18 protein-coding genes are annotated in these 25,674 nt (G+C 71.8%); 11 read left to right on the top strand and 7 right to left on the bottom strand.

Annotated features, from left to right (window positions below; translation table 11 throughout):
- Positions 1–100: 100 nt before the first annotated feature.
- A complete protein-coding gene (locus FS641_RS11130) occupies positions 101–2,197 on the top strand; it encodes an acyltransferase family protein (RefSeq protein ID WP_186317708.1) in 2,097 nt (698 codons plus the stop codon).
- 20 nt (positions 2,198–2,217) lie between these two features.
- Entirely contained in the window at positions 2,218–3,603 is a 1,386-nt protein-coding gene (locus FS641_RS11125; RefSeq protein WP_144763685.1) for an O-antigen ligase, read from the top strand.
- 3 nt (positions 3,604–3,606) lie between these two features.
- On the opposite strand, the gene FS641_RS11120 is transcribed toward FS641_RS11125, so the two are convergent.
- Complete coding sequence (locus FS641_RS11120) at positions 3,607–4,962, bottom strand: hypothetical protein (protein WP_144763683.1); 1,356 nt, start codon at positions 4,960–4,962, stop codon at positions 3,607–3,609.
- Positions 4,963–5,179: 217 nt separating this feature from the next.
- On the opposite strand from FS641_RS11120, the gene FS641_RS18105 reads away from it, so the two are divergent.
- Together FS641_RS18105 and FS641_RS18100 are read left to right on the top strand one after the other, a co-directional pair.
- Entirely contained in the window at positions 5,180–6,493 is a 1,314-nt protein-coding gene (locus tag FS641_RS18105) for an exopolysaccharide production protein (protein ID WP_186317707.1), read from the top strand.
- Positions 6,494–6,516: 23 nt separating this feature from the next.
- Complete coding sequence (locus tag FS641_RS18100; protein WP_186317706.1) at positions 6,517–7,830, top strand: glycosyltransferase 87 family protein; 1,314 nt, start codon at positions 6,517–6,519, stop codon at positions 7,828–7,830.
- Here FS641_RS18100 and FS641_RS11110 read toward each other — a convergent pair.
- A complete protein-coding gene (locus tag FS641_RS11110) occupies positions 7,766–8,524 on the bottom strand; it encodes a polyprenol monophosphomannose synthase (RefSeq protein WP_222122085.1) in 759 nt (252 codons plus the stop codon). The two genes, FS641_RS18100 and FS641_RS11110, sit on opposite strands and share 65 nt — an antisense overlap.
- Entirely contained in the window at positions 8,521–9,558 is a 1,038-nt protein-coding gene (locus FS641_RS11105; RefSeq protein WP_144763681.1) for a glycosyltransferase, read from the bottom strand. Before FS641_RS11105 ends, FS641_RS11110 begins: the two co-directional genes overlap by 4 nt.
- A gap of 127 nt (positions 9,559–9,685) precedes the next feature.
- Between FS641_RS11105 and FS641_RS11100 the strand changes: the two genes are divergently transcribed.
- Positions 9,686–10,162 (top strand): GtrA family protein, encoded by a 477-nt coding sequence (locus tag FS641_RS11100; protein ID WP_260855790.1) that lies wholly within the window; start codon positions 9,686–9,688, stop codon positions 10,160–10,162.
- A 48-nt stretch (positions 10,163–10,210) separates the two neighbouring features.
- On the opposite strand, the gene FS641_RS11095 is transcribed toward FS641_RS11100, so the two are convergent.
- The 3 genes from FS641_RS11095 to FS641_RS11085 form a co-directional block, all read right to left on the bottom strand.
- A complete protein-coding gene (locus tag FS641_RS11095; protein WP_144763676.1) occupies positions 10,211–12,349 on the bottom strand; it encodes a hypothetical protein in 2,139 nt (712 codons plus the stop codon).
- Positions 12,350–12,401: 52 nt separating this feature from the next.
- A complete protein-coding gene (locus FS641_RS11090; protein WP_144763674.1) occupies positions 12,402–14,495 on the bottom strand; it encodes a hypothetical protein in 2,094 nt (697 codons plus the stop codon).
- A 232-nt stretch (positions 14,496–14,727) separates the two neighbouring features.
- Positions 14,728–15,759 (bottom strand): glycosyltransferase family 2 protein, encoded by a 1,032-nt coding sequence (locus FS641_RS11085; protein ID WP_186317705.1) that lies wholly within the window; start codon positions 15,757–15,759, stop codon positions 14,728–14,730.
- Positions 15,760–15,868: 109 nt separating this feature from the next.
- Here FS641_RS11085 and FS641_RS11080 point away from each other — a divergent pair, with 109 nt between their 5' ends.
- The 6 genes from FS641_RS11080 (at position 15,869) to FS641_RS11055 (ending at position 23,856) form a co-directional block, all read left to right on the top strand.
- The gene (locus FS641_RS11080) at positions 15,869–18,436 is read left to right on the top strand and encodes a glycosyltransferase (RefSeq protein WP_222122084.1); all 2,568 of its coding nucleotides are present in this window, start codon (positions 15,869–15,871) and stop codon (positions 18,434–18,436) included.
- Between the two features lie 69 nt (positions 18,437–18,505).
- Positions 18,506–19,402, top strand: a complete 897-nt coding sequence (locus FS641_RS11075) for an ABC transporter permease (RefSeq protein WP_260855789.1) — start codon at positions 18,506–18,508, stop codon at positions 19,400–19,402.
- A 3-nt stretch (positions 19,403–19,405) separates the two neighbouring features.
- Positions 19,406–20,650, top strand: a complete 1,245-nt coding sequence (locus FS641_RS11070; RefSeq protein WP_144763668.1) for an ABC transporter ATP-binding protein — start codon at positions 19,406–19,408, stop codon at positions 20,648–20,650.
- Position 20,651: 1 nt separating this feature from the next.
- The gene (locus tag FS641_RS11065) at positions 20,652–21,782 is read left to right on the top strand and encodes a glycosyltransferase family 1 protein (protein ID WP_222122083.1); all 1,131 of its coding nucleotides are present in this window, start codon (positions 20,652–20,654) and stop codon (positions 21,780–21,782) included.
- A complete protein-coding gene (locus tag FS641_RS11060; protein WP_144763666.1) occupies positions 21,779–22,648 on the top strand; it encodes a glycosyltransferase family 2 protein in 870 nt (289 codons plus the stop codon). Before FS641_RS11065 ends, FS641_RS11060 begins: the two co-directional genes overlap by 4 nt.
- A 62-nt stretch (positions 22,649–22,710) precedes the next feature.
- Positions 22,711–23,856, top strand: a complete 1,146-nt coding sequence (locus FS641_RS11055) for a glycosyltransferase family 2 protein (protein ID WP_144763664.1) — start codon at positions 22,711–22,713, stop codon at positions 23,854–23,856.
- On the opposite strand, the gene FS641_RS11050 is transcribed toward FS641_RS11055, so the two are convergent.
- Positions 23,853–25,655 carry a glycosyltransferase gene (locus FS641_RS11050; protein ID WP_260855788.1) on the bottom strand — a complete coding sequence of 601 codons (1,803 nt, stop codon included), beginning with the start codon at positions 25,653–25,655 and terminating at the stop codon, positions 23,853–23,855. The genes FS641_RS11055 and FS641_RS11050 overlap by 4 nt on opposite strands.
- Positions 25,656–25,674 lie beyond the last annotated feature (19 nt).

The following is a 25,674-nucleotide window of genomic DNA, read 5'->3' as shown; positions in this document are numbered from 1 at the left end:
GTGGCGGGGCGCACACCGCGGCAGGGCTGCCGCGGGCCGGCCACGCCGCGGCAGCGTCACAGTGAGGCGTGCACGATCCGCGATACATAGACTTTCCGGGATGTCCGAGCAGCCCGCGCCCACCCGACGCCGACCCGACGCCACCCGGTGGGACATCCAGGGGCTCCGCGCCTTCGCCGTCCTCGCGGTCGTGCTCTACCACCTGTGGCCGAACCGGCTCCCCGGCGGCTTCGTCGGCGTCGACGTCTTCTTCGTGATCTCCGGCTTCCTCATCACGGGCCACCTGCTGCGTGAGCAGACCGCGACGGGTCGCATCGCGCTCGGGCAGTTCTGGGCCCGGCGGGCGAAGCGGCTGCTCCCAGGGGCGTTCCTGACGCTGCTCGCCACGGGCGCCGCGGTGCTCGCGCTCGTCCCGAGCACGCTGTGGGGTCAGTACGGCCGGGAGCTCATCGCGTCGACCGTGTACGCGCAGAACTGGCAGCTCGCCTCGGACTCGGTGGACTACCTGGCGTCGGACAACCGCCCGTCGCCGTTCCAGCACTTCTGGTCGCTCTCGGTCGAGGAGCAGTTCTACATCGCCCTGCCGGTCCTGCTGGTGCTCCTCGCGCTCGCACTCCGGAGGACGCGCTGGCACTCCCCCGCCCGCGCGGCGCGCGTGCTGCTCGGTGCGGTCGTGGTGGTCTCGCTCGTGTGGTGCGTCGTCGAGACCCGCACCGCACCGGGCATCGCCTACTTCTCGACCGCCACGAGGGCCTGGGAGTTCGCGCTCGGCGGGCTGGCCGCCACGGTGCCGCTGGCGGCTCCCGGCACCGACGTGGCCCGGTGGGTCCGCGTCGGAGGCGCGTGGCTGGGCGTCGTCCTGCTCCTCACCTCGCTCGTCGTCATCACCCCGGCGACGGCGTTCCCCGGCATCGCGGCGCTCCTGCCGGTCGCGGGGGCGACGCTGGTCGTGCTCCTCGGCGCGCGGAGCGGCCTGCAGGCGATCGGACGGGTCACCCCCGTCGCCTTCCTCGGCCGCATCTCCTACGCCGTGTACCTGTGGCACTGGCCGGCGGTCGTGCTGCTGCCGCTCGTCACCGGGCACCCGCTCGGCACGCGGGACAAGGCGGCCATCCTGGTGGCGTCCCTGCTGGTCGCCGCCGCGACGACGCTGCTCGTCGAGGAGCCGCTGCGGTTCTCGCGGTGGGTGCGCGGCCTCCGCCCTCGTCGCGTCGCCCTGTACGGCGCCCTCAGCACCGTGCTCGTCGTGGCGCTCGGAGCGTCGACCCTCGGCGCCCTGCAGGTCCAGCAGGTGCAGGCCGCGGCGTTCCAGCGCTCGCTCGAGACCGGCGACGTCGCCTGCTTCGGAGCCGCCGCCCGGATCGGGAGCGCCGACCCCTGCGTCGACCCCCGACTCGCCGACGTCCGCGTGCCGGCCCCCGCCGCGGCCGCGAAGGACGACGCGAACCGGGACGCCTGCTGGTCGGACACGACCGGGGCGTTCAACATGTGCACGATCGGGCCGCGGAAGGGGTACGCGAAGCACCTCGTCGTCCTCGGCGACTCGCACAGCAACGCCCTGATCACCGCGTACGAGGCGATCGCGAAGGAGCGGCACTGGCGCATCGATTTATCCGGCCACGTCGGGTGCTACCTGACCACGGCCGAGCAGTGGTCCCCGTCGGACGCCTACACCGCGGCGTGCGACACCTGGAAGCGCTCGGCGACGGCCTGGCTCCGCACCCACACGGACGTCGACGCGCTCGTGGTGACACACGCCGACACGAAGAGCCCCGTGATCGTCCCGCCGGGCTCGACGAACGAGGAGACCGTGGTGTCCGGTCTCGTCGGGGCCTGGCGGAACGCGACGGACAACGGCGTCCCCGTGATCGCCATCCGCGACAACCCGGTGGCCCGCGGGGACGTGCTCACCTGCCTCGCCGGGATGCGCGGACCGACCACCGACGCCTGCGACACCGGCCGCTCCGACGCGCTCGCGGCGTTCGACGGATCCGAGCAGGCGGTCGCGCAGATCGGCGACCGGGCCCGGTACATCGACCTCACCGACTCGTACTGCACCGCGACGACCTGCCCGGCGGTGATCGGCGGCGTCGTGGTGCACCGCGACGAGACGCACCTCACCGCGACGTTCGCGACCACGCTCGCGCCGTACCTCGGCGCAGACCTCGAGCGAGCACTCGCCTCGCTCAGCCGCTGACCGGCGCTACCCTGTTCCTCGTGACGAACACCTGGCCGCTCGCGCGTGGGACCGTGTCCGAGCGCGAGGCGTTCGCCCTCGCCACGACGGTGCTCTTCGTGCTGTTCGCCGGGGACGCCGTGCCGAACATGTTCACCTGGTACGGCGCCGCCGCCGTCTGGGCCCTGACGGGGGCGTGGGGCATCGCGGTGCTCGTCCGAGCGCGGCCGCCGATCGCCAGGACGCCCAGGGCGCTCTGGCTGCTGCTGGCCTGGTTCCTCGTCTCGACCGCGTGGTCGCACTGGCGTGCGGCGACCCTCGCCAGCATCGCCGCGCAGCTCATCTGCGTCCTCGTCGCGTTCGCGATCGCGTCGACGTTGACCTGGCGGCGCATCCTCGACGCCGTGAGCGTGGCGCTCCGCTGGGTGCTCCTCGGCTCCGTGCTGTTCGAGGCCGTCGTCGCCGTCGTCGTCCGGCACCCCATCGCGCCGATCTGGACGCACTACGGCGACCGGCACGTCCCCGACGCGTTCTACTTCTCCCGCGCCGTGCTCTTCACCGGTGGGCGCATCCAGGGGCTCCCCGGGAACGCGAACCTCCTGGCGATGGTCGCCCTGCTCGCCGCGATCGCGGTCGCGGTGCAGCTCGCCGAGGGGCGGATGCGCCGGAACCGCGCGATCGGCTGGCTCGTCGTCGCCGCGGCCGTGTTCGTCCTCACACGCTCCTCCACCGTCGTGGCGGCGGCCGCCGCGTGTGCCGTCGTCCTCGTGCTCGCGCTCCTGGTCCGTCGGGTGCCCACCGAGCGCCGCACCCCGCGCTACCTCGCGATGGCGGTCGTCGGTGTCGTGGTCGTCGTCGTCGGCGTGGCCTTCCGCGCGCCGCTGTCGGAGCTCCTCGGCAAGGGGTCGGACGCCACCGGCCGCGGGGAGATCTGGGCGCGGGTGGTCGAGCTCGCCCAGCAGCACCCGGTCCTCGGCTGGGGCTGGATCGGCTACTGGTGGCCGAGCGTGCACACGCTCTCGGACATCGCCCACCGCAAGGGCGTGACGTACCTGCAGGCCCACGACGCCTACCTCGACGTCTGGATGCAGACGGGCATCATCGGCCTGGCCCTGTTCCTGGTCTACGTCCTCACCACGCTGTCCCGGTCGTGGGCGAGCGCCACCCGCATCGGGTACGACGCCGACCTCGAACCGCGTGCGTTCGAGCCGGTGACGCTGTTCGCCCTGCTCGTCGTCACCGCGCTGCTCGTGCAGTCGATCGCGGAGTCCCGCCTGCTCTACCAGGGCAACTGGGTGCTGTTCGCGATCCTCGCGATCAAGTCGCGGAACGTGCTGGTCAGCGACGAGCCGCCGTCGATCGGCGACGGTCCCCGCACGCCCCGCACACGCCGGGAGTTCCGCTGGGCGGCGGACTCCACGCGCTGAGCCTCACCGGTCCCGCAGCACGAGGGAGCACGGCAGCTCCCGGTCCCACGGCGCGAACCGGATCGTGACGGTCCGACCGGGGTCCTCCTCGCACGTCGACCGGGCCGCCAGCACCTGGCCCTGCCAGGACGGTGTCCCGTCCCGCGTCGTCGGGCTGCCGGCGAAGCTGCCGACGGCCGCCGCGACGACCACCGCGACCACCACCCAGCCGGAGCCGATGCGGAACAGCCGAGCCGTCCCTCCAGAGCGTGCCGGCCGAGACGCACCGACCAGGACGGACGCGGCGACCACGAGTGCCGCGGTCAGGAACGCGGCGGCACTCGTCGCGTACCGCGACGCGGTCTCGGCGGCCAGCCCCGCGGTGTCCATGTGTGCCCAGACACCATCGGCCGAGCGGTTCGCGACGAGTGCGGCGCACCAGACCACCGGTGACGCGAGCGCCGTCGCGGCGAGGAGCACCCGGACGCGCCAGGTCGGCGCGCACACGATCCCGGTGACGACGACGAGGACGGCGACTGCCAGCGGCACCGCGAGGACCACCCACCCGGAGGACCCGGCCACGCGTCCCACCGCACCGATCGCGTCGGTCCACGCGCCACCGACCACCTTGAGGAGGTACCCGGCGGTCGCGTCCGCGGCGACCAGGTGCCCGCGGTCGGAGTCGCGCGGCGTCGTCGCAGCGACGGCCTGTGCCGTGCTGCAGGCGAGCACCACGACGGTCTGCGGCAGCGCCCGCAGGCGGTCCAGGAGGCGGCGCTCGTCGCCACGGGGCCACCACGCGAGCACCAGGAGCGGCAGGAAGAGCACCGTCTGCAGCTCGGTGAGCACCACCGGGACGGCGACCACCGCGACCAGGACGGCGCTCCACCACGACCGCGGTCGGAACGCGAACAGCCACGGCGCGAGGAAGAGCATCGTCCAGTGCAGGTTCGCGGCGTTGCCGAGCACCTCCCACGGGGCGATCGGCAGGACGACCGGGACCGCCGCGAGGAGCAGCCGCAGGGGCCAGGCAGGGACCACCTCGCGCGCGAGCACGAAGACCGCGGCGCAGGCGGCGCCCACGATCAGACAGCACGCGGCCGACACGGTGAGCGCGTACTGGTCGATCGGGCGGGCGACGCCGAGGTCGACCACGAGCCGGGGCAGCAGGTGCAGGTAGCCGGCGTACGGCCGGAGCAGCGTGCCGTCGACGCCGTACTGCAGCCGCTCGGTCAGGAAGAACCCGCCGTCCTCGCCCCACGCGGTCTGCCGGGCGTCGGCGCCGAGACGCACCCATGCGGTGGCCGCGGCGGCGAGGCCGACCAGGAGCGCGGCGACGGCCAGGCCGAGCCGGCGCGGGATCGACCTGCTGGCGTTCATCGAGCGACGACTTTATCGGAGATCGTGCATATGACGATCCGACATCGCGCGGTGGCCGACGCCGCGGGACGCGCGGGCGACCCGCAGACCGCACGGGCGGCCCGCAGACCGCGCAGGAGGCCCGCGGACCGCGCAGGCGGCGCGCGGACCGCTCGGGCACCGACGGATCGCGCGCGATGTCCGGCGGATGCCCCGGCGAGTACGCGAGGATGGGGATGTGACAGACGGCCGGGTGACGCGACGGGTGCTCGGGCGCCGCTACCTGTCCGCCTGGATCGGGTTCTCCGCGGGCGGACGCTTCAGCCAGGCGCTCGCGACGGTCATCGTCCTGTTCGCGTTCGGCCGGCCCACCGTGGGTGCCCTCGTCGGCGGTGCCGGTACGTGGGCCGTCCTCGTCTCCCTCGTCGTGCTCGCCGGCCTGAGCCTGCTCGGCCAGCGCTACCGCATCGACTGGCACGGCGTCCTGCCCCTGTCGCTGCTGGCGTTCGTGGGCTACTGCGCACTCAGCGTCCTCTGGAGCCAGTACTCGTGGGTGGCCCTGCGCGGCTTCGTGGCGACCGTGTGCTTCATCGGACTCGGGCTGTACCTGGCGCTCGGCCGCGACCTCGTGCAGGTGATCCGGGCCGCAGGGGACGCGTTCCGGATCCTCCTCGTCGTCGCCCTCGGGCTCGAGGTGCTCTCCGGACTGGTGCTCGACGTGCCGTTCCCCGCGTTCGGCATCCACGGGGACATCGCGTACGGCGGTCCGATCCAGGGCACCGGCGGCACCAGGAACTTCATGGGGTTCGTCGCCGCGATCGCCCTCGTGACGTTCGTCGTGGAGTTCCTGACCCGCTCGGTGACGACCTGGCGCGCCGTCGGCTCCACCGCCCTCGCGGTCGTCGCGCTCATGCTCGTGCAGTCCCCCATCACCGGTCTCGCGATGATCGCGCTGGCCGTCACCGCGCTCGCGCTCTGGGCACTCCGGCACGCCAGGCCCACGGCGCGCCCCGTCGTGAACACGGTGCTCGGCGCCTTCGTCGTGGCGGTCCTCGTGGTCGGTGTGCTGGCACGGCACCGGATCCTCGCCGAGATCGGTGCTGCCGGGGGTTCGGCCACCCGGATCGACCTCTGGTCACAGATCCGCGTGCTGACCCAGCAGTACCCGATCCAGGGCTGGGGATGGGTGGGCGCCTGGCCGCACGAAGCCGTCGTCCCGTTCGTCACCCTGGTCGACCCCGCCGGGGTGCGGTACGGGTCCGGGCTCAACGCGTTCTTCGACGCCTGGCTGCAGATCGGCCTCGCCGGGGCGCTGCTGCTCCTCGTCACGGCACTCCTCGCGTTCGGGCGGGCGTGGGTCACCGCGACGACGTTCCCCGGTGTCGCCTACGTCTGGCCGGCGGCGGTGCTCGTGCTGCTCGGCGTCACGAGCACGGCGGAGAGCTACCTGCTCCACGGCGCGGGCCTGATGGTGTTCACGACCGTGCTGGTCGTCGCCGCACGCCGCCGGTCGTGGCGACGCCACCTCCCCCGCGCCGAGCACCCGGCGTGACGCGCAGCCACTACGGTGTGACGGTGCAGCACCCACGTCCACTCGAACGCATCGTCATGTGCCTGGTCGCCGTCGCGCTCACCGTGCTGAGCCTGGCGACGAAGCTCCCCTGCGCGGCCCCCACCGGTGTCACCCCGGAGCGGATCGGACGGCTCGGGTGCTGGTCCGACGTCACCGCGCTCTGGAACGCCCGCGACCTCGGCCTGCACCTGCTCCCCTACGTCAACGGCACGTACACGAGCAACCCGCCGAACCTGACCGGCGGGGCCGTGGAGTACCCGACGCTGGGCGGCCTCTGGATCTGGCTCACCGCGCTGCCGGCGGACTCGGCGGTGCAGTACCTGGTCGTCACCGCGGTGGTCGCCGCGGTGCTCGCCGTCGTCGTCACGCTGCTGCTGGCACGGCTCGCCGGGCGGCGGGCGTGGATCTTCGCGGCGACGACACCGCTGGCCCTCTACGCGCTCTACAACTGGGACCTGCTACCGATCGTCTGCACCGTGCTCGGCGTCGTCGCGATGCGCTCACGGCATGCCCCGGCGACCAGGTACCTCCTCGCCGGGCTGGCCTTCGGCACGGGGGCGGCGTTCAAGCTCTACCCGCTCATGTTCGTCGCCGCGGTCGTCGTCGCCGCGCTGTTCGACCGCGGGGACGGCCGCGCGCTCCGGACCAGGATCGGGCACGCGGCCGTGGCCGTCGCCGGCGGCGTCGTCGTCCCACTGGCGGCGAACCTGCCGTTCGCCCTCGTCGACCTGCAGGGCTGGCTCGCCCCCTTCCGCTTCCAGACCGACCGGGTCACCGGCGCCTCCACGCTCTCGGTCTGGTTCTACGGACTGCAACCGTGGTCGGCGACCAGCGACCCCGGCGTCCAGCACCGCCTCACCGAGCTCTCGACGGCGTCGACGGCCATCGGCATCGTCGCGGTGCTCGCCACCACGGTCGTGCTCGCGCTCCGACGCGGTACGACGCCGTGGCTGCAGTGCGCGGCAGCGATGCTCGCCGTGTACATCGTGTGCAACAAGGTGGACTCGCTGCAGTACGTGCTCTGGCTGATGCCGTTCTTCGTGCTGCTCCGCGTGGGCGGCTGGTGGATCACGGCGTACCTGCTCGCCGACCTGGCGGCCTTCGTGGGCTGGTACCGCGGGCTCTACTACGGGTCCCTCGGCAACACCGCCACGACGTGGGCCACCGAGGCCCTGGCTGTCGGCATCTGGGGACGCGCCGCGCTCCTCGTCGCGCTGGTCGCGGTGTTCCTGCGCGCCGAGGTCGCCGGGGTCAGCGGGTCGCGGTCTGCCGAGTCCGTCGCGAGCCGAGACGCCGCTGCAGTCCCCACTGCGTGACCCGGAGCATCGCCTCGAGCACGATGGCCTGGCTCATCTTCGAGACACCGTGGATGCGGTCCCGGAACCGGATCGGCACCTCGACGATGCGACCGCCGAGGTCGTGCACGCGGATGGTCATGTCGACCTGGAAGCAGTAGCCCTTCGAGTCGATCGACCCGAGGTCCATCCGCTCGATCGCCTCCGCGCGGTACACGCGGAAGCCCGCCGTGATGTCGCGCACGTCGATGGCCAGCATGAGCCGTGCGTAGGCGTTCCCGCCGCGGCTGAGGAACTCCCGGTACCAGGGCCAGTCGACGACGGAGCCGCCCCTTGTCCACCGGGAGCCGATCGCCAGCAGGACCGCGGGGTCGGCGTCCACCGCGTCGATCATCGCGGGGAGACGGTCGGCGGGGTGTGACCCGTCCGCGTCCATCTCGATGAGGAGGTCGAACCCCCGTTCCAGTCCCCAGCGGAAGCCGGCGACGTAGGCGGTCCCGAGGCCGAGCTTGCCGGAGCGTCGCAGGAGGTGGACACGGTCGTCCTCGCGGGAGCGTTCCTCGACGATGTCGCCGGTGCCGTCCGGGCTGCCGTCGTCGACGACGAGCACGTGCGCCGACGGGACGCTCGCGAAGACCGTCGCGACGATGTCGGCGACGTTCTCGGCTTCGTTGTAGGTCGGGATGACGACCAGGGCGCGAGCGGACCCGCTCACGCCTGCGATCCGCCGGTCTCGCCGCCGACGGCCTTGCGGGCGATCGCGCCCGGCGTCTCCTGGTCGGGAGCGGAGTGGTCGTCCAGCAGACGGCGGTGTGGGCTCCCCGGGGCCGAGTAGGTGAGGTAGTTCAGCCGGCTGGTCTCGCGGCGGAGTCGCGTCACGCCCTCGAGCACGAACCCGAGGATCCACGTGAGGAAGGCGATCACCATGAGCGACGCGGCCAGGAACGCGGTCGGGAAGCGCGGGACCAAGCCGGTCTCGCTGTACTCGACGAAGAGCGGGATGGACAGCACGATGCCGACGATCGCGAACACCGCGCCGATGATGCCGTGGAAGAGCACGGGACGCTCGAACCGGATGAGGTGGGCGATGAGCGAGAGGATCTTGAAGCCGTCGCTGTAGGTGTTGAGCTTGGACTCGGTGCCCTCGGCGCGGTCCTTGAAGCCCACGGGGACCTCGGTGTGGGGCACGCGGAGGTTCATCACGTGCACCGTCAGCTCGGTCTCGGTCTCGAACTCCCGCGAGAGCGCCGGGAACGACTTCACGAAGCGCCGCGACATCACGCGGTAGCCGCTCAGCATGTCGGACACCGGGGTGCCGAACAGCCGACCGACGACGCGGTTGAACATCCGGTTGCCGGCCTCGTGGCCCGGGCGGTACGCCGTGGCGTCCGGGTCGTCCTGCCGGACACCGAGGACGTGGTCGTACGGACCCTCGAGCAGCGTCCTGATCATCTCGGGTGCGGCCGCGGTGTCGTAGGTGTCGTCGCCGTCGATCATCAGGTAGACGTCGGCGTCGATGTCGCCGAAGGCACGCCGGATGACGTTGCCCTTGCCCTTCGTGTGCTCGTACCGCACCTCGGCACCGGCGCGACGGGCTTCCTCGTCCGTGCCGTCGGTGCTGTTGTTGTCGTACACGTACACGTGGATCCCGGGGACCGCGGTCTTCAGGTCGGTGACGACCTTGTGGATGGCAGGGGCCTCGTTGTGGCACGGCACGATGGCCGCGATGACAAGGTCGTCGAGAGTCACGGGTAGGGTCCTTCAGTGTTGCTGGTCCGGCTGCAGTTCAGCGGGGCTTGGCGGACAACCCCCGCGAGAGGCTAACAGGTTCACGGGAACACGGCTGATCGCCGCTCCCGGATCACGAAAGGACACCGTGTCGAACGCATCCAACTGGTTCCTCGGACACCTGCGTCGCGGGGGGTCGTTCCTCGTCGTGGGTGGGATCGGCTTCGTGGTCGACGCAGCGGTCTACAACGCCCTGGTCTTCTGGGGCGGCCACGGCCCCCTGTTCACCCTCCCCCTCGTCGGGAAGGTCATCGCGATCGCGGTCGCCAGCGTCGTGACGTACTTCGGCAGCCGGCTGTGGACCTACCGCGACCGGGCCGACGCGCAGACCTTCCGGAGCTTCGCCGTCTTCGCGCTGCTCAACGTCGTCGCGATCCTGCTGCAGCTCGGCTGCCTCGGGTTCTCCCGCTACGTGCTGCACCTCGACTCGCCGCTCGCCGACAACGTCTCGGGGACCCTCATCGGGCAGGGCGTCGCGACCGTCTTCCGCTACTTCGCCTACGGCAAGTTCGTCTTCAAGGACTCCAAGGACGGCGCAGCCGAGGCGGTCGCCGAGATCGTCTGACGGACTCGCCGGGTCGGGCGCGCGGGTTTCCCGCGCGCCCGCACCTGCTCAGCGCTTGTCGACCCGGTAGATCCAGAGGGACTCCTGGCCCTGGGTCACCTCGCGGACCTCGGACACGCAGTCGTCGGTCACCGGTTGGTCGGACAGCACGTACTGCACGTTCTGCTGCGCGAACCGGCTGCACCCGTCGAACGACACCCGGATCTGGTCACGGACGGGCAGCGACAGCTCCGGCGCACCCTCGCCGTCGACCCAGTTGACGTTCGCCAGGCGGTTCCAGATCTCCTCGGACTTCCCGCTCGGGTCGATCTCGTGCCACATCTCCTCCGGCGGGTAGGTCTGCACGCCGTTGTAGGAGTGCGCCCCGGTCTCCAGGAGCATCGCCGTCGGCACGTAGCCCCCGATGCCCACCCAGCGGGCGTCCGGCTGCCGGTCGACGATCCGGCTGACCGCCTTGCCCGCGGTCGTCTGTGTCGACAGGTCGAACACGCCGCGGTACAGCGGGTTCACGCCGCCGCCGACGACGACCGCGGCGACCAGCAGCAGGAGCGCCCCCGGTGCGACGAAGCGGCGCGCGACGAGCAGCACGCCGAGGGCGAGGAGCACCACGACGATCCGCCAGGCGTGCGATGCGCCGAGCACGTTCGAGCCGCCGATGCGCAGGCCGATGTAGACGAACCCGGCGGTGACGAGCACCAGGACCGGGCCGTACCCGGCGGTCCCCCACGGCACACGCGAGCCCGGCCGGAGCACGGTGCGTCCCGTGGCCACCTCGGGGTCGACGTCGGCGTCCGTCGTCACGGCAGCGGTCGCCCGCGCACCGACACCGGCGTCGAGCCGTGCGGCGACGAGCGTCACCGCGACCACCCCGAGCAGGTCGAAGGCGAGCCGCAGGCGTGCGTCCGTGCTCCGGTCGAGCAGCAGCAGCCGCGCGAGCGCGTCCCAGTGCGGCACCAGCAGGAACGCGAAGAGGACGCCGAGCACGACGACCGTCGCGAGCACCGGCCAGTCGACGGCACGGCGACGACGCAGCCCGGCCCACAGGACCCAGAGCAGCGCCGGCACGAGGAACACGACGATCATGATCGGCGCGGCGGCCTCGGACTGGTTCACCGACAGCCCGCCGACGGCGCCGTACTGCAGCGACCGCTGGAAGGGCGCGCTGAACAGCGCACCGAGGGCGTCGACGCTCGTCGCACCCGTCAGCTCGAGGCGCTGCCCCGGGTACACCGTCCCGAGGACCGCCTTGATCGTGTCGAGCCGGGTCACGGCCCAGATGCCGATGACGGCGACCGCCCCGACCGCGGCCAGAGCCAGGGGGACGAGGCTGCGGAGCGTGCGCCACCACGTCGTGCCCGGGGTACGGAGCCGTTCGACGAGGAACCCGACCGCGAGCGCGACCAGGACGACCGCGGCCGGGACCATGTAGGGCACGTAGATGCTCATCACCATCGTGACCGTCAGGTAGCCGGTCACGGCGGCCGCGACGACCGCGGGCCAGCGTCGGGTTGAGCGGAACGCCCAGAGCACCGCGGTGAGCCCGGCGAAGGCCCACGCGACCGGCCAGATGGTCGTCGGCAGGAACCACCACTGGATCATCGGCGACAGGCAGAGCGCGATCGCGAGGAAGGCCGCGGTGGCCGGCCGGCGCGGCATGACGGTGACGGCGAAGACGTAGGCCGCGACGAGCGCCGCCAGGACCGGCAGCCACCAGCGGACCGCCATGCCCTGGTCGAGCGGCAGGAACAGGAAGCCCACGACGTGCGGCCGGAACACGGTCGACCAGTCCCACGTGGGCAGGTCGTTCTGGATCGTCGCGTCCATGCCACCGGGGAACGACTGGTTCACCACGGGGAAGCCCTCGCGGATCTGCGAGATGATCCAGCTCGACTGCACGAGCCACTCGTCGCTCCGGATGCCCTGCGGGTGCCCTGCGAGCAGGTCGGGGTCGGCGCCGCCGTTGCCGAAGGACTGCCAGTACACCCCGCTGGAGTTGCCGGAGATGCCGAGCGCCACCAGGACCACGACGATGAGCAGGGCGACGACCGGGAACCCGACGAGCACGACGAGGTTGGGCAACCCCGACGGCCGCGGCGCGACCGCCCGCTGCCAGGCGGCCTCCGCGCGCAGCCAGGCGGCCAGCGCCGGGTTGTCGGATCGGGTTCGGTGGACGGTGGGACTGCTCACGCGGCTGGTCTCTCGGTTCGGGGAACGGTGGTCGTCACCCGACCGACCGGCGTCACCCGACGGTGACGACCTGGCAGCCGAGCAGGACGTTCTTGCCGGCTCCGACATTTATCGCATACGAGCAGACCGTGTGCGAACCGGCTCGCGCGGCGAACGACTGGTTGATGCCGTGGGCTGCACCGGCGGCCGGGTAGCTGCGGGCGACGTCCGCTCGGGTGGCGTTCGCGGGACCGGAGGCCACCCCCGAGCCGTCGAGGTACGTGTCGACGCGGAGGGCGGTCGTCTGCTGGTCCGGGTCGATCGTCCAGCCGTTGACCTGGACGCGCCCCGCCGACGGCGATGCTGCGTCCATGCCGCCGAAGGGCGACGAGCTCGCGCCGATCGTGACGGTCGAGCACCCGAGCGCGGTGTCCGAGCCGCCGCCGACGTTGACGGCCGTGGTGCAGATCGTGTGCGTCCCCGGGGTGAGGTCGTACACCGCGTTGATGCCGTGGTTCGGTCCCGCCGACGGGTAGACCCGACCGACGTCCGGACGCGACGCGTTCGCGGTCGTCGTGCCGACCTGGACGCCGTCGATGGCGACCTTCACCTGCAGGGCGTTCGCCGTGTCGGGGTCGATGGTCCAGCCGTTCACCGTCGCCGTCGAACCGGACACCGTGACGTCCGATCCGCCGAAGGGCGACGTCGCGGCGACGGTGACGGTCTGGCAGCCGAGCAGCGGGTTGCCGCCGGCTCCGACGGCGTTCAGCGCCCATGCACACACCTGGTGGGTTCCTCCGGACGCGGAGAAGGTGGTGTCGATCCCGTGGGCGTCGCCGTAGTTGAGGTAGCTGCGACCGACGTCGGGACGGGACGCGTTCGCGACCGAACGGCTCCCGAGCACGTCGTCGACGTAGACGTCCACCGTCACCGGTGCCGTCGTGTCCGGGTCGATGGTCCAGCCGTTGACGGTGATCTTGCCGGCGGAGCTCGACAGGGCGTTCATCCCGCCGAACGGCGTGCCGCTCAGCACGTTCACCGTCTGGCACGCCCCGATCTGGGCGTTCGAGCCGGACCCGATGTTCACGCCGATGGCGCAGATCGTGTGCGTCCCGCCGCCGACGGTCAGGGTGCTGAGGATGCCGTGGTTGTCCCCGGCGCCCGGGTAGGCACGGCCGACGTCGGGTCGCGAGGCGTTGGCGGGCAGGGTGCCGAGCAGCTTGCCGTCCGAGTACCACTGCACCTGCACGGTCTGGGTGTTCGCGTTGGGGTCGATGGCCCATCCGCCGACCTGCACGTAGCCAGGGCCGAACTGCTTGGCGTCGATGCCGCCGAAGGGGTTGTCGGCCGTCGAGACGCCGAACCAGTCGTTGTAGAGCCGCCAGAAGTTCCGGTTGCCGTACGCCGAGCAGCCGTCACCCGAGCCGTAGAGGTTGTTCAGCGCCGCCTGGTTCGGCGTGTAGGGCGTGTAGTAGTACAGCGCCGCCGTGGCCTTGTTCTGGATGTAGACGCTCTTGGTGCCGCACGACGCGTTCGGGCTGTACTGCACGTTCCGGTTGCCGCCGGGGGCGAACCAGGTGAAGTAGTTGCTCGTCCCCGCGGGGTTGCCGTAGCGCTTCCACTGCCAGGAGGCCCAGTAGATCTGGTTGCCCACACCGGCGTACGCCGGGTCGCAGCCGCCGTTCGCGCTGTCCGGGCAGGCGTAGCCCATGGCCCGCTGCAGGACGGCGGCCGAGGGGTTCCGCGCGATCCCGCCGTTGATCAGGGTCTGCTCCTTCTGGAGCGTGACGATGATGACCTTCGGGTTGATGCCGCACGCGGCACCGACCTGCGCGATGATCTGCGCGGCCGACATCGAGCCGCCGCCGGGGATCGCGCTGCACATCGCGTCGGCGCCGTGGCTGTTCAGGGAGTACCGGCCGACGTTGAGGCAGGAGCTCGAGGAGCAGGTACCGATCTGGGCGTTGAGGAACGTCTGGATCTGGGACTCGTTCATGCCGGTCCCGTTGTAGAACTCGGAGTCCGGGATGATGTTGCCGGCGTCGAACTGCGACCCGCTGAGCGCGGAGGCGGACTCACCCGACGAGGCGGGTCCGGTGATCTGGAATCCGACCAGCACACTCGCTACTGCGAGCACGCTGGCCGCGACGGCGATCAGTCTCTTCACGTCGGTGGCTCCTCTTGCGCGGCGACGGGGTTCACGGGACACGCGGATCGCGCTGCGTCCCAGACCGACCCCTGGCAATGCGGTCGGGACACACGGGTAACGTCAGGTTACCTCTGTCACAGCGATCACACAGCCCCCAGTCCTCCCCCCGAACGGGAGGCTCGGTCCAGGTCCGCCAGGCGGCGGACCGCAGGCGGGCGGTCCCCTCCACCGCCCGTGGCTGAGACCGCGCTCAGGATCCGGCCGTCATCGCCGTCTCCACGCCCGCACGGGCTGCGCGGTCGAACCCGTCGCGACGGCGGGCGCGACGGGCGTGTCGGAGCACGGCAGGAGCCTCCAGGGCGAACCGACGCCACTGCCGCGGGGTGAGCTGCGCCCGCGCCGGCCGGAGCAGGTCGAGCGCCGCGCGCAGGGCGGTACGGGCGGCGACCCGGAGTGCGAACGCGCCGCTGCCGTTGCGGAGTGCGACGGCGAACCGGTTCCGCATGCTCTGGTACCGCACGAGGGGTGAGTCGCTGCCGGAGCTCGCCGCGTGCCGGTGCACGACGACCGCGTCCGGGGCGTTCCGGATGCCGTACCCGGCGAGACGCAGTCGCCACGACAGGTCGACGTCCTCGTAGTACATGAAGAGGTCCTCGTCGAAGCCGCCGACCTCGTCGACGGCGGCGCGACGCAGGAACGCGGCACCACCGGAGAACCCGAACAGGGGCGCGTGCTCCGGGGCGTCGTCGACGGGGCGGAGCCAGTCGCGGTCGCGCCCGTTGCCCGTGCGGTCGAGCACGACGCCGGTGCCGTTCACGAGCGACTCGCCGACCTCCGACCGCCGCCAGCGCCGTCCGTCCGCCGCGACCAGGTCGTCGGGCGACGTCGGCGCACCTCCGTCCACGCGGACGAACCGCCCCTCGAGCACCGCGGTGCCCGCGACGGCGGCCACCGAGGGGCCGCCGGCCGCGAGGGCGGCGAGCCCCCGGTCGAGGAAGGCGTGGTCCGCGACGGCGTCGTTGTTGACCAGCACCACGACGTCACCGGACGCGGCGCGCATGCCGCGGACGACGCCTCCGGCGAACCCGGCGTTCGTCGGCTCGGCGACCACGACGAGCTGCGGGTACTCGTGGCGGTAGGCGGCGACGGTGTCGTCGTCGGCCTCGTTCACGACGAGGACGACCTCGACCGCGGCGTCGACGCGCTGCGACAGCACCGAGTCGACCGCGCGGCGGGTGAGGTCCGGCTGGTGCCAGTCGACGATGATCACGGAGACGTCCACACGCCCAGTCTCCCAGCCCGACGGGGTCGGGCCGTGCCATGGAGACGGCGTCGGTATAGTGGTGCCGCCTTCCGGGGCGCCACCGCCAGCCGACGTATGGAGTTCGTCCGTGTCCACTTTCGCGCCTCGCGTGTCCGTCGTCGTCATCAACTTCCGAGGGACCGACGACACGCTCGAGTGCATCGCCCGGCTCAGCGAGGTCGACTGGCCGGCGGACCGCCTCGAGATCGTCGTCGTGGAGAACGGCTCCGGCGACGACAGCGAGGCGCGGCTCCGTGCGGCGCTCGGCGGTCAGAAGAACGTGCGGATCATCGTCTCGGCGGAGAACCTCGGCTTCACCGGCGGCAGCAACCTCGGTGCGCGCGAGGCGACGGGCGACGTCGTCGCGTTCCTCAACAACGACGCCAAGCCCGACGTGAACTGGGTCAAGGAGGGCGTCGCCGGCTTCGCGCCCAGCCCGCGCGTCGCCGCCGTGGCGAGCAAGGTCCTCGACTGGGAGGGCAAGACGATCGACTTCGTCGAGTCCGGTCTCAGCTGGTTCGGCATGGGCTACAAGAACCACATCGCCGAGCTCGACGACGGCCGCTTCGACGAGCCGCAGGACCTGCTCTTCGGCACCGGTTCGGCGCTCTTCGTCCGCCGCGACGTCTTCCTCGAGGTCGGCGGCTTCGACGAGGGCCTGTTCATGTTCTACGACGACGTGGACCTCGGCTGGCGCCTCAACCTGCTCGGCTACCGCGTGCGCTTCGCCCCGCGCTCGGTCGTCTTCCACAAGCACCACGGCTCGATGAAGTCGTTCGGCGACCACCGCGAGATGTACCTGCTCGAGCGGAACGCCCTGCACCTGCTCTACAAGAACCTCTCGGACGAGAACCTCGGCACCTTCCTCCCGGCCGCGCTCGCACTCCTGGCCCGTCGCGCCGTCGCGAAGAGCGGACGCGACTCGAGCGAGTTCGACATCCGCCGCTTCACGGGTGCGCCCGACGAGTTCGACGCGACGACCCCGATGTCGAAGGAGGCGGTGGCCGGCCTCTACGCGCTCGACCAGTTCGTCGCCGACCTCCCCCGCCTGTCCGAGGACCGCCGGCGGATCCAGGGCCAGCGCGTCAAGACCGACAAGGAGGTGTTCCGCCTCTTCGGCGACGCGTTCAAGCCGCTGTTCGAGGACGGGTACTTCCTCGAGGGCTACCAGGCCATCATCGAGGCCTTCGACGTCGAGCAGCCGATGCACCGCAACCGCGTGCTCGTCATCACGGGCGACGCCCTCGGCGAGAAGATGGCCGGCCCCGGGATGCGCGCGTGGAAGATCGCGGAGGCGCTCAGCGAGCACAACGACGTCCGCCTGGTCACCTGGAACGTCGCCAACCGCAAGTCCTCCACGTTCGAGGTCTCCCGCGTGCCGCTGCAGCACGAGCGCGCCATGCGGGAGCACGAGGAGTGGGCCGACGTCATCTTCTTCCAGGGCTACGCGCTCCACCACTTCCAGACCCTGCAGAACTCGAACAAGATCATGGTCGTCGACCTGTACGACCCGATGCACCTCGAGCAGCTCGAGCAGGCCCGCGACAACGGCGACGTCGGGTGGCGGAACCAGGTGACCAGCACCACCGACGTCATCAACCGCCAGCTCGAGCGCGGCGACTTCTTCCTCTGCGCCTCGGAGCGCCAGCGCCTGTTCTGGCTCGGGCAGCTCGCCGGCGTCGGTCGGGTCAACCCGGACAACTACCTGGCGGACGACAACCTCCGCAAGCTCATCGCCATCGCGCCGTTCGGGATGGACTCCACCCCGCCGAAGCACGAGCGGAAGGCCATCCGTGGGGTCACGCCCGGGATCGGCGAGGACGACAAGGTCGTGATCTGGGGCGGCGGCATCTACAACTGGTTCGACACCCCGTCGCTCGTCCGCGCGGTGGCGAAGGTCGCCGAGACCCACGACGACATCCGGCTGTTCTTCCTCGGCGTCGCGCACCCGAACCCCGACGTGCCGGAGATGGCGATCGTCTCCGAGACCCGCCGCATCAGCGACCAGCTCGGCCTGACGAACAAGCACGTGTTCTTCAACGAGCAGTGGGTCGCTCTCGACGACCGTCAGAACTACCTGCTCGAGGCCGATGCCGGCGTCTCGACGCACTTCGCCCACATCGAGACGACGTTCTCCTTCCGCACCAGGATCCTCGACTACATGTGGGCGAACCTGCCCATCGTGACCACCGACGGCGACAGCTTCGGTGACCTCGTCGCGGCCGAGGGCATGGGCGTCGCGGTCAAGGAGCGCGACGTCGACGGCCTCGCCGCCGCACTCGAGTCGATGCTCTACGACCAGGACGCCGCACAGGCCGCCCGCGACGCCGTCAGTCGCGTCCGCGAGGACTTCACGTGGGAGCGGGCGCTCGAGCCGCTCGTGGCGTTCTGCAAGGACCCGCACGTGGCCGCCGACCGGGCGCACGAGGCAGCGGTCCCGGCCGGGTCCGTCGCCGCCGGCGGTCGGGCGCGTGTCGCCCTGAGCCCAGCCCGTGCGCGTGAGCTGCAGTTCCACCAGATCGCCAACAGCCGGCACGGCATCACCCGCGACGTCCGACTCGCCACCTGGTACCTCCGGGAGAACGGCGTCACCGGGCTCCGCGACAAGGTGCAGAACCGAGTGCGCATCATGCGGGAGAGCAAGAACGGACGCTGAGCGTCGGCGGCCGCCCACGGCCGCCGATGTACAGTGGTCCGTCGCCCGATCGAACGTGAGGACCCCCTTTTGAGCAACATCGTCACCGAGCGGTTCGAGCGCCTCCGGCAGGAACACATGGTGCCCGCCGGTCGCCCGGCCACCGCCGTCATCGGGTCGATCCGCGAGATCTTCGCCCACCGCCAGCTGCTCGACCTGCTGATCCGCCGCGACCTCAAGTCCCGGTACAAGGACAGCGCGCTCGGGTTCGCCTGGACGCTGATCCGCCCGCTCGTGCAGCTGGCGATCTACTACTTCGTCCTCGGGCAGATCCTCGGCGCGTCGCGCAACATCCCCGAGTTCGCGATCTACGTGTTCTCCGGCCTGACGCTGTACGGCCTCTTCAGCGAGATCGTCGCGGCGGGCACCGCGTCCATCGTCGGCAACGGTGGACTGATCAAGAAGATCTACCTGCCGCGCGAGATCTACCCGCTCGCCAGCGTCGGGGCAGCGCTGTTCAACTTCGGCGTCCAGCTCGTCGTCCTGCTCGCGGCCGCGATCCTGCAGAGCGGGTTCGCCTGGGTCCGGCTCGACCTGCTCTACTTCTTCCCCGCGACCCTGGTCATCCTGATCTGGGCCACCGCGTTCGCCCTGCTGCTCGCCGCCGCGAACGTCTACCTGCGCGACATGCAGTACCTCGTCGAGGTCCTCGTGCTGCTGCTGATGTGGGGCTCCCCCATCGTCTACAGCTGGCAGATGGTCGCGACCCGCGCGCCCGAGTGGCTGCTGAACATCTACACGTCCAACCCGATCACCCTGGCGGTCCTCGGCATCCACCGCGCCTTCTGGACCGCCGGCGCCGACTCCGAGTACCCGTCGCACCTGCTGCTGCGCCTGGGCGTCGCCGCCCTGGTCGGCCTCGTCGCACTCGTGCTCTGCCAGCGGGTGTTCGCCAAACTGCAGGGCAACTTCGCCCAGGAGATCTGATCGATGAGCATCGACAACGACATCGCCGCGCAGGAGACCGTGTCGCCGTTCGCGGACGCCCCCGCGGTCGTCACGGTGAAGAACGTCTCGAAGCGCTTCACGATCCGCAAGGACAACTCCCTCAAGGAGCGCATCGTCACCCTCGGTCGCGCCGGTCGTCGGCACAGCGAGGACTTCTGGGCACTCAAGGACATCAGTCTCGACATCCCCGCGGGCACCACGATCGGGCTGCTCGGCCCGAACGGCTCCGGCAAGTCCACGCTGCTGAAGACCATCGGCGGCATCCTCGAGCCGACCACCGGATCGGTCGAACGTCGCGGGCGTCTCGCCGCGCTCATCGAACTCGGCGCCGGGTTCCACCCGGACCTGACCGGCCGCGAGAACGTCTACCTCAACGCCGCGATCCTCGGGCAGACGCAGGAGGAGACCGAGGAGCGCTTCGCGGACATCCTGCAGTTCTCCGGCATCGGCGACTTCATCGACACCCAGGTGAAGTTCTACTCATCCGGCATGTACGTGCGCCTCGCCTTCGCGGTCGCGATCAACACCGACCCCGACGTCCTGCTCGTCGACGAGGTCCTCGCCGTCGGTGACGAGCAGTTCCAGAAGAAGTGCCTCGACAAGATCCGCGAGTTCCAGGAGCAGGGCCGCACGATCATCCTCGTGTCGCACTCCCTCGGCCAGGTGCAGGAGCTCTGCGACTCCGCGGTCGTCCTCCACCACGGCGAGGTCAAGTTCCAGGGCTCGGCCCGTCTCGCGGTGAAGAACTTCCGCGAGATCCTCGAGGGTCGGCGCATCGCCGAGGCCGAGGCGGTCCACCCGGAGGAGGACGCCAACCCGGGCAAGGTCGAGCACGTCGAGCTCGAGATCCCCGGCAAGGCCCCCGGTGCCGAGCACGAGCACGGCGACGACCTGGTCATCCGGGCGACGTTCTCGCACAAGGACGTCCTGCCCGAGTGGCGCGCCGGCATCAAGATCGAGAACCACCTCGGCAACCCGGCGTTCGGCATCGACAGCCGACAGACCCAGGTGCGGCACGACCCCCTGCGCGGCACGGCCACCGTCGAGTGGCGGCTCACCGACCTCCGCCTGGGCGGCGGGCAGTACTTCGTGCACGTGTTCCTCGCGAAGCCGAACGGTGAACACATCGTCATCGAGCGCGAGGCCGCCCGCTTCGTCGTCGTCGACGAGGACACGCAGTCCGGCATCGCCTGGACGAAGACCACCGAGCGCCAGGTCAAGGGCTGACGTGCGGGAACTCCCGGTGCTGGTCGACGCCACGTCGGTCCCGCCCAACCGCGGCGGGGTGGCTCGGTACATCTCCGGGCTCCTCACCGGGTTGGCGGAGCTCGACGTGCGCGTCGACGTGGTCACGAAGCCGGGCGACCTCGCCTGGCTCCGCGACCTGGCACCAGGGCACCGCTACCACGCCGCACCCGCGTGGACGGCGTCACGACCCCTGCGGTTCGTGTGGGAGCAGGTGGGACTCCCCCGCGCCGTCCGCCGCGCCGGGGCGCGGGTCCTGCACAGCCCGCACTACACGTTCCCGCTGACCCGGGCCTCCCGTTCCGTCGTCACCCTGCACGACGCGACGTTCTTCAGCGACCCGGCGGCGCACTCGCGCCTCAAGGTCCTGTTCTTCCGGACCTGGACACGCCTCGCCCGTCGTCTCGCCCACGCGACGGTCGCACCGAGCGCGGCGACGGTCCGGGAACTCGACCGCCTCGCCGGGCGCGCGCGCCGCGCCACCGTGGTCGCGCACCTCGGCGTCGACGCCACGGTCTTCCACGCACCGGGTGCCGACGAGGTCGCGGCGTTCCGCCGGGCGCACAGGCTCGCCGAGGACGAGGACTGGATCGCCTTCCTCGGGACGGTCGAGCCCCGCAAACGCGTCCCGGAGCTCATCGCGGCACACCGGACACTCGCCGAGCGGACCGACGGCGACGTACCGACCCTCCTCGTCGCCGGCGGCCTCGGCTGGGACGAGACGGCGAAGCAGGCGCTCGACGCCGCCGGCGACCATCCGGGATCGTCCCTGCGCTACCTCGGGTACCTGCCCGTCGACGAGCTGCGGGCGTTCCTCGGCGGGTCCCGCGTCGTGGCGTACCCGAGCATCGCCGAGGGGTTCGGGCTCCCCGTGCTCGAGGCGATGGCGTGCCGGGCCGACGTGCTCACCACCGAACGCCTCGCGATCCCGGAGGTCGGCGGCGACACCGTGACGTACACCGAACCGGACGCGGGCCCCATCGCGCACGCACTCGGACAGCTGCTGGACAGCACCGCGGCCGAGCGCGACGAGCGGGTCACCCGTGCCGGTGCCCGCGCGGACGGCTTCACCTGGGCGGCCTGCGCCCAGGCGCACCTCGGGGTCTTCGCATGAGCGACGGGTCCGCTGCCGCCGCCGGGCAGCGTGCGGCGATCGTGACGGTGTCGTACGACTCCGTCGACGTCCTCCCGCCCTTCCTCGCCTCGACGCGTGCCGCCAGCGCGAGCACCGTCGACGTGGTCGTGGCCGACAACGACTCCGCCGAGGCCGAGGCGCTCCGTCGCATCGCCGAGGACGCGGGCGCGCGGTTCCTCGAGCTCGGCGCGAACCTCGGGTACGGGGCCGCTGCGAACCGGGCCGTGGCGACCCTCGACGCCGACGTCCGCTGGGTGCTCGTGTCGAACCCCGACGTCGTGCTCGAACCGCTCGCCCTCGACCGGATGATCGCCACCGCAGCGGCGGACAGCTCGATCGGCGCCGTCGGCCCGCGGCTGCTCGAACCGACCGGCGAGGTGTACCCGTCGGCGCGGCTGATCCCCTCGCTCCGGACCGGCCTCGGCCACGCGGTGTTCGCGAACGTCTGGCCGGGGAACCCGTGGACGCGCCGGTACCGACAGGACGGCGACCACTCGGTCCGCCGCGACGCCGGATGGCTGTCCGGGGCGTGCTTCCTCGTCCGTCGCGACGTCTTCGACCGACTCGGCGGGTTCGACGAGGGCTACTTCATGTACTTCGAGGACGTCGACCTCGGCTGGCGCATCGGTCGCGCCGGGCTCCGCAACGTCTTCGACCCGACCGCGACGGCCACGCACATCGGCGGCACCGCGACGCAGTCGTCGTCGGAGCGCATGCGCCGCGCCCACCACGAGAGCGCCTACCGGTTCCTGGCCGGGAAGTACTCCGCCTGGTGGCTCTGGCCGCTGCGGGTCGCGCTCCGCGCGGCTCTGGCGGTCCGCGCCCGGGCGACCCACACCGGCTGACCCGACATCGTCACCCGCCTCCGCAGCACCACTCCTCCTCTCCCGAACCGGAGCACGCAACCATGATCCTCGCCGTCACGCTGATGGTCCGCGACGAAGCGGACGTCATCCCTGCCTGGCTCGACCACCACGTCGCGCAGGGGTTCGACGTGTTCGTCATCACCGACAACGGGTCGGTGGACGGCACGACCGAGCTGCTCGCCGCCTTCGCCGAGCGCGACGACGTCGTCGTCGACCTCCGACACGACCCGGTGCACCGGAAGCAGCAGGGGGTCGTCGTCACCGGGATGGCGCGGGACGCCGCGAGCCGACACCACGCCGACTGGGTCGTGAACGCCGACGCCGACGAGTTCCTGATCCCCGTCGACCGCTCGCTCCGCGTCCGGGACGTCTTCGAACAGCTCGACCCCGTGATCGGCGCATTCACGGTGCCCGTCGTGAACCTCACCGGTCGGCTCGCAGAGTCGGGCAGCGGTGTGGAGCGCCTGCACTGGCGCGACGGACGGTCCCCCGAGCAGCTGCACGAGATCGGCCTGCTCGGGCAACCCACGTCGAACGCGATCCACGTCGGCACGCCGGACGTCACGGTCGTGCAGGGCAACCACCAGGTCAGCGTCGCGAACGGCGCCCCGGTGCCCGACGAGCTCGCCCTCGAGGTCCTGCACCTGCCCTGGCGCTCCTGGAAGCAGTACGAGCACCGCGTCGACGTGAGCGGGCGGGCCTACGAGGCGAACCCCGACCTCACGCCGAGCCCCCGTCACCACGGCATGCGCGACTGGCGCCGTCTGCAGGAAGGTGTCCTGCAGGCCACCTTCGCCCTGCGGTTCGTCACCGACGAGGACGCCGCCGACGGACCCTTCATCCGGGAAGACGGCATCGCCGAGGTCCTCCGCGCCGCGGGCTCGCCGACGGTTGACGGACCGACGGACCCGCTCGTCCCCGAGGATGCGTTCCGGGGGATGCAGGCACTCGGCCGGGCCGTCATCAGGCGGGACGAGCGCATCGAGGAACTCGAGGACGAGGTCCGGGCGGCGGCTGCGACGGCGGACATGCTGCGCGCCACCGTGCAGTTCGAGCGGGACCGGGCCGAGGCGGCGATCCGCGAGACCGCCGACCGGGACGCCGAGCTCGCGCGCATGCACGCCCGACGGGTCGTCCGCCTGGCCGACCGCGCCGGCGAGGTGGTCCGGCGGGTCCGCCGCCGCTAGCCGGGTCCGTCGACCGCGCCGCGGTGACGGCGCACGACGTCGAGGAGCACCTCGGCCCGGCGTCGGAACGAGTGCTCCGCACCGATCCGGGTTCCGCGTGCCGCGCGCTCCGCCGCCGTCGCCGACTCGCCGCTCCGGATCAGCTCCCGGAGCGTCGCCACCGAGTCGTACGTCCGGACCGCACCGTGGAAGAGCTCGTCGACGCCGGGGACCGGGTCGGTCACGACCAGTGCGCCGGACGCGGCGGCGTCGAAGAGCCGGTTCGACAGGAAGCCGTCGCGCGCCATGTCGTCCCAGTGGTCGTTGAGGACGACCCGGGCGCTCCGGTAGAGCGCCGGCAGTTCGTGGTTCGGCACGAAGACACCGCGGTGCACCCCGTCCGGCAGGAGCCCCTCCCACCCCTCGCCCCAGACGGCGAGGTCGGCTCCGGCGTCGACGGCGTCGCGGACCACCGGGCGGAACACGTTGCGGGTCTTCCCGACGAACACGGTGTCGAGTCCGGTCGGGGTCGGGTCGGCATCGCCGGGGTGGAAGCGCGCGGGGTCGGTCGCCTGCAGCAGCGGTGCGATCGGCAGGCCCGTCGTCTCGGCCGTCCGCGAGGCCCACACCGGGCCGGCGGCGAACCGGATGTCGTACCGGGCGAGCTCGGCCGGGGTCAGGAGGTCGGGGTGCGAGATCACCCAGAGCACGTTCGTCGCCGCGGGGTGCACCGGGATGTCGTCGAGCCCACGGAGCGTCAGCGCCACGTCGTCGAGGTGCTCCGAGAACGGGCGGACGTGGGACTCCCGGTGGTCGACGACCACCTCCTGCCCCAGGGTCCGGAGTGCCTCGGCGAGGTCGCGGGCGAAGAACGTGTCCCCCCAGTCGTCGCCGCGGGGGCCCGGGTGCGCCGCGATCCGGATCGACCAGCGGAGTCGTTCACCGCGGTCGCGGAGCGCCAGCCGTTCGGGCCCGCGCTCGGCACGCACGAGCGGTTCCCGGAGTGCGACGGGGGCCCCGACCTGGTCGGCGGCCGGCACGCCCACCGCGAAGCCGAGACGGCCGAGCGCGACCGCGGCAGAGTCGTCGACCCGGTCGCGCCACGTCGTCAGAGCGTCGGCGGCGTCCGTGTCGTACCGCCGCTCCCGCAGGACCGCGGTCCGGTACACGCGCCCGAGCGGGACGACGACGCAGTCCCCGCGCACGGCGTCGGCCGTGTCACGGGTGAGGCGGGCGACCGCGGTCCGTGTGTCGACGGTCCGGACCGGGAGCGCCAGGTCCGCGGTGCGGGTCGCGAAGCACGGTTCGTCGCCGGCGAAGACCGCGACACCCGCGAGCGCCGCTGCGTCCTCGGCAGGGTGACCGCGGAGGAGCGACGCGACGGGAGCCGTCGCGCGCGGCAGCACCGCGCCGGCGCTCGCGACCAGGTCGTCACCGGTCCGGACGACGGCCAGGGCGACCCGTGCCTCCCGTCCGAGCGCCGCGAGCAGCCGCGCGTACGCGTCCACCGGCACCGCGATCGACGCGTCCTGCACGACGACCGCCGCGCTCGTCAGGAGCGGACGTGCGGCGGCGACGGCACCGCCCCAGGTGGCCGCGACCGTCGGTCGGGCAGCGACGTGGTCGTCGCCGTCCTCGACCGGGCGGTAGGAACTCGTCGGGCCGGCGTGGACGTCGTACACGCTCACCAGGACCGCGGTCGCGCCCGCCTCGCGGGCAGCGGCCACCGCCGACCGGTGCGCGCCGTCACGGTACGCGGACTCCGCCACCGTGAGGACGACGTCGAAACCGTCGGCGCCCGCTCGCGGCTCGTCCGTCACCAGGGACGTGTCGACCGGG

It is taken from the genome of Curtobacterium sp. 9128 (assembly GCF_007673775.1).
In the GTDB taxonomy this organism is placed as follows: domain Bacteria; phylum Actinomycetota; class Actinomycetes; order Actinomycetales; family Microbacteriaceae; genus Curtobacterium.
The sequence above is the reverse complement of the archived record's forward strand: the minus strand, read 5'-3'. Positions and strand labels throughout refer to the sequence as shown.

Coding starts and splice junctions, on each gene's coding strand:
- FS641_RS11070 (WP_144763668.1), top strand. CDS start 19,406: ATGAGCATCGACAACGACATCGCCGCGCAGGAGACCGTGTCGCCGTTC.
- FS641_RS11055 (WP_144763664.1), top strand. CDS start 22,711: ATGATCCTCGCCGTCACGCTGATGGTCCGCGACGAAGCGGACGTCATC.
- FS641_RS11120 (WP_144763683.1), bottom strand. CDS start 4,962: ATGAACGCCAGCAGGTCGATCCCGCGCCGGCTCGGCCTGGCCGTCGCC.
- FS641_RS11060 (WP_144763666.1), top strand. CDS start 21,779: ATGAGCGACGGGTCCGCTGCCGCCGCCGGGCAGCGTGCGGCGATCGTG.
- FS641_RS11130 (WP_186317708.1), top strand. CDS start 101: ATGTCCGAGCAGCCCGCGCCCACCCGACGCCGACCCGACGCCACCCGG.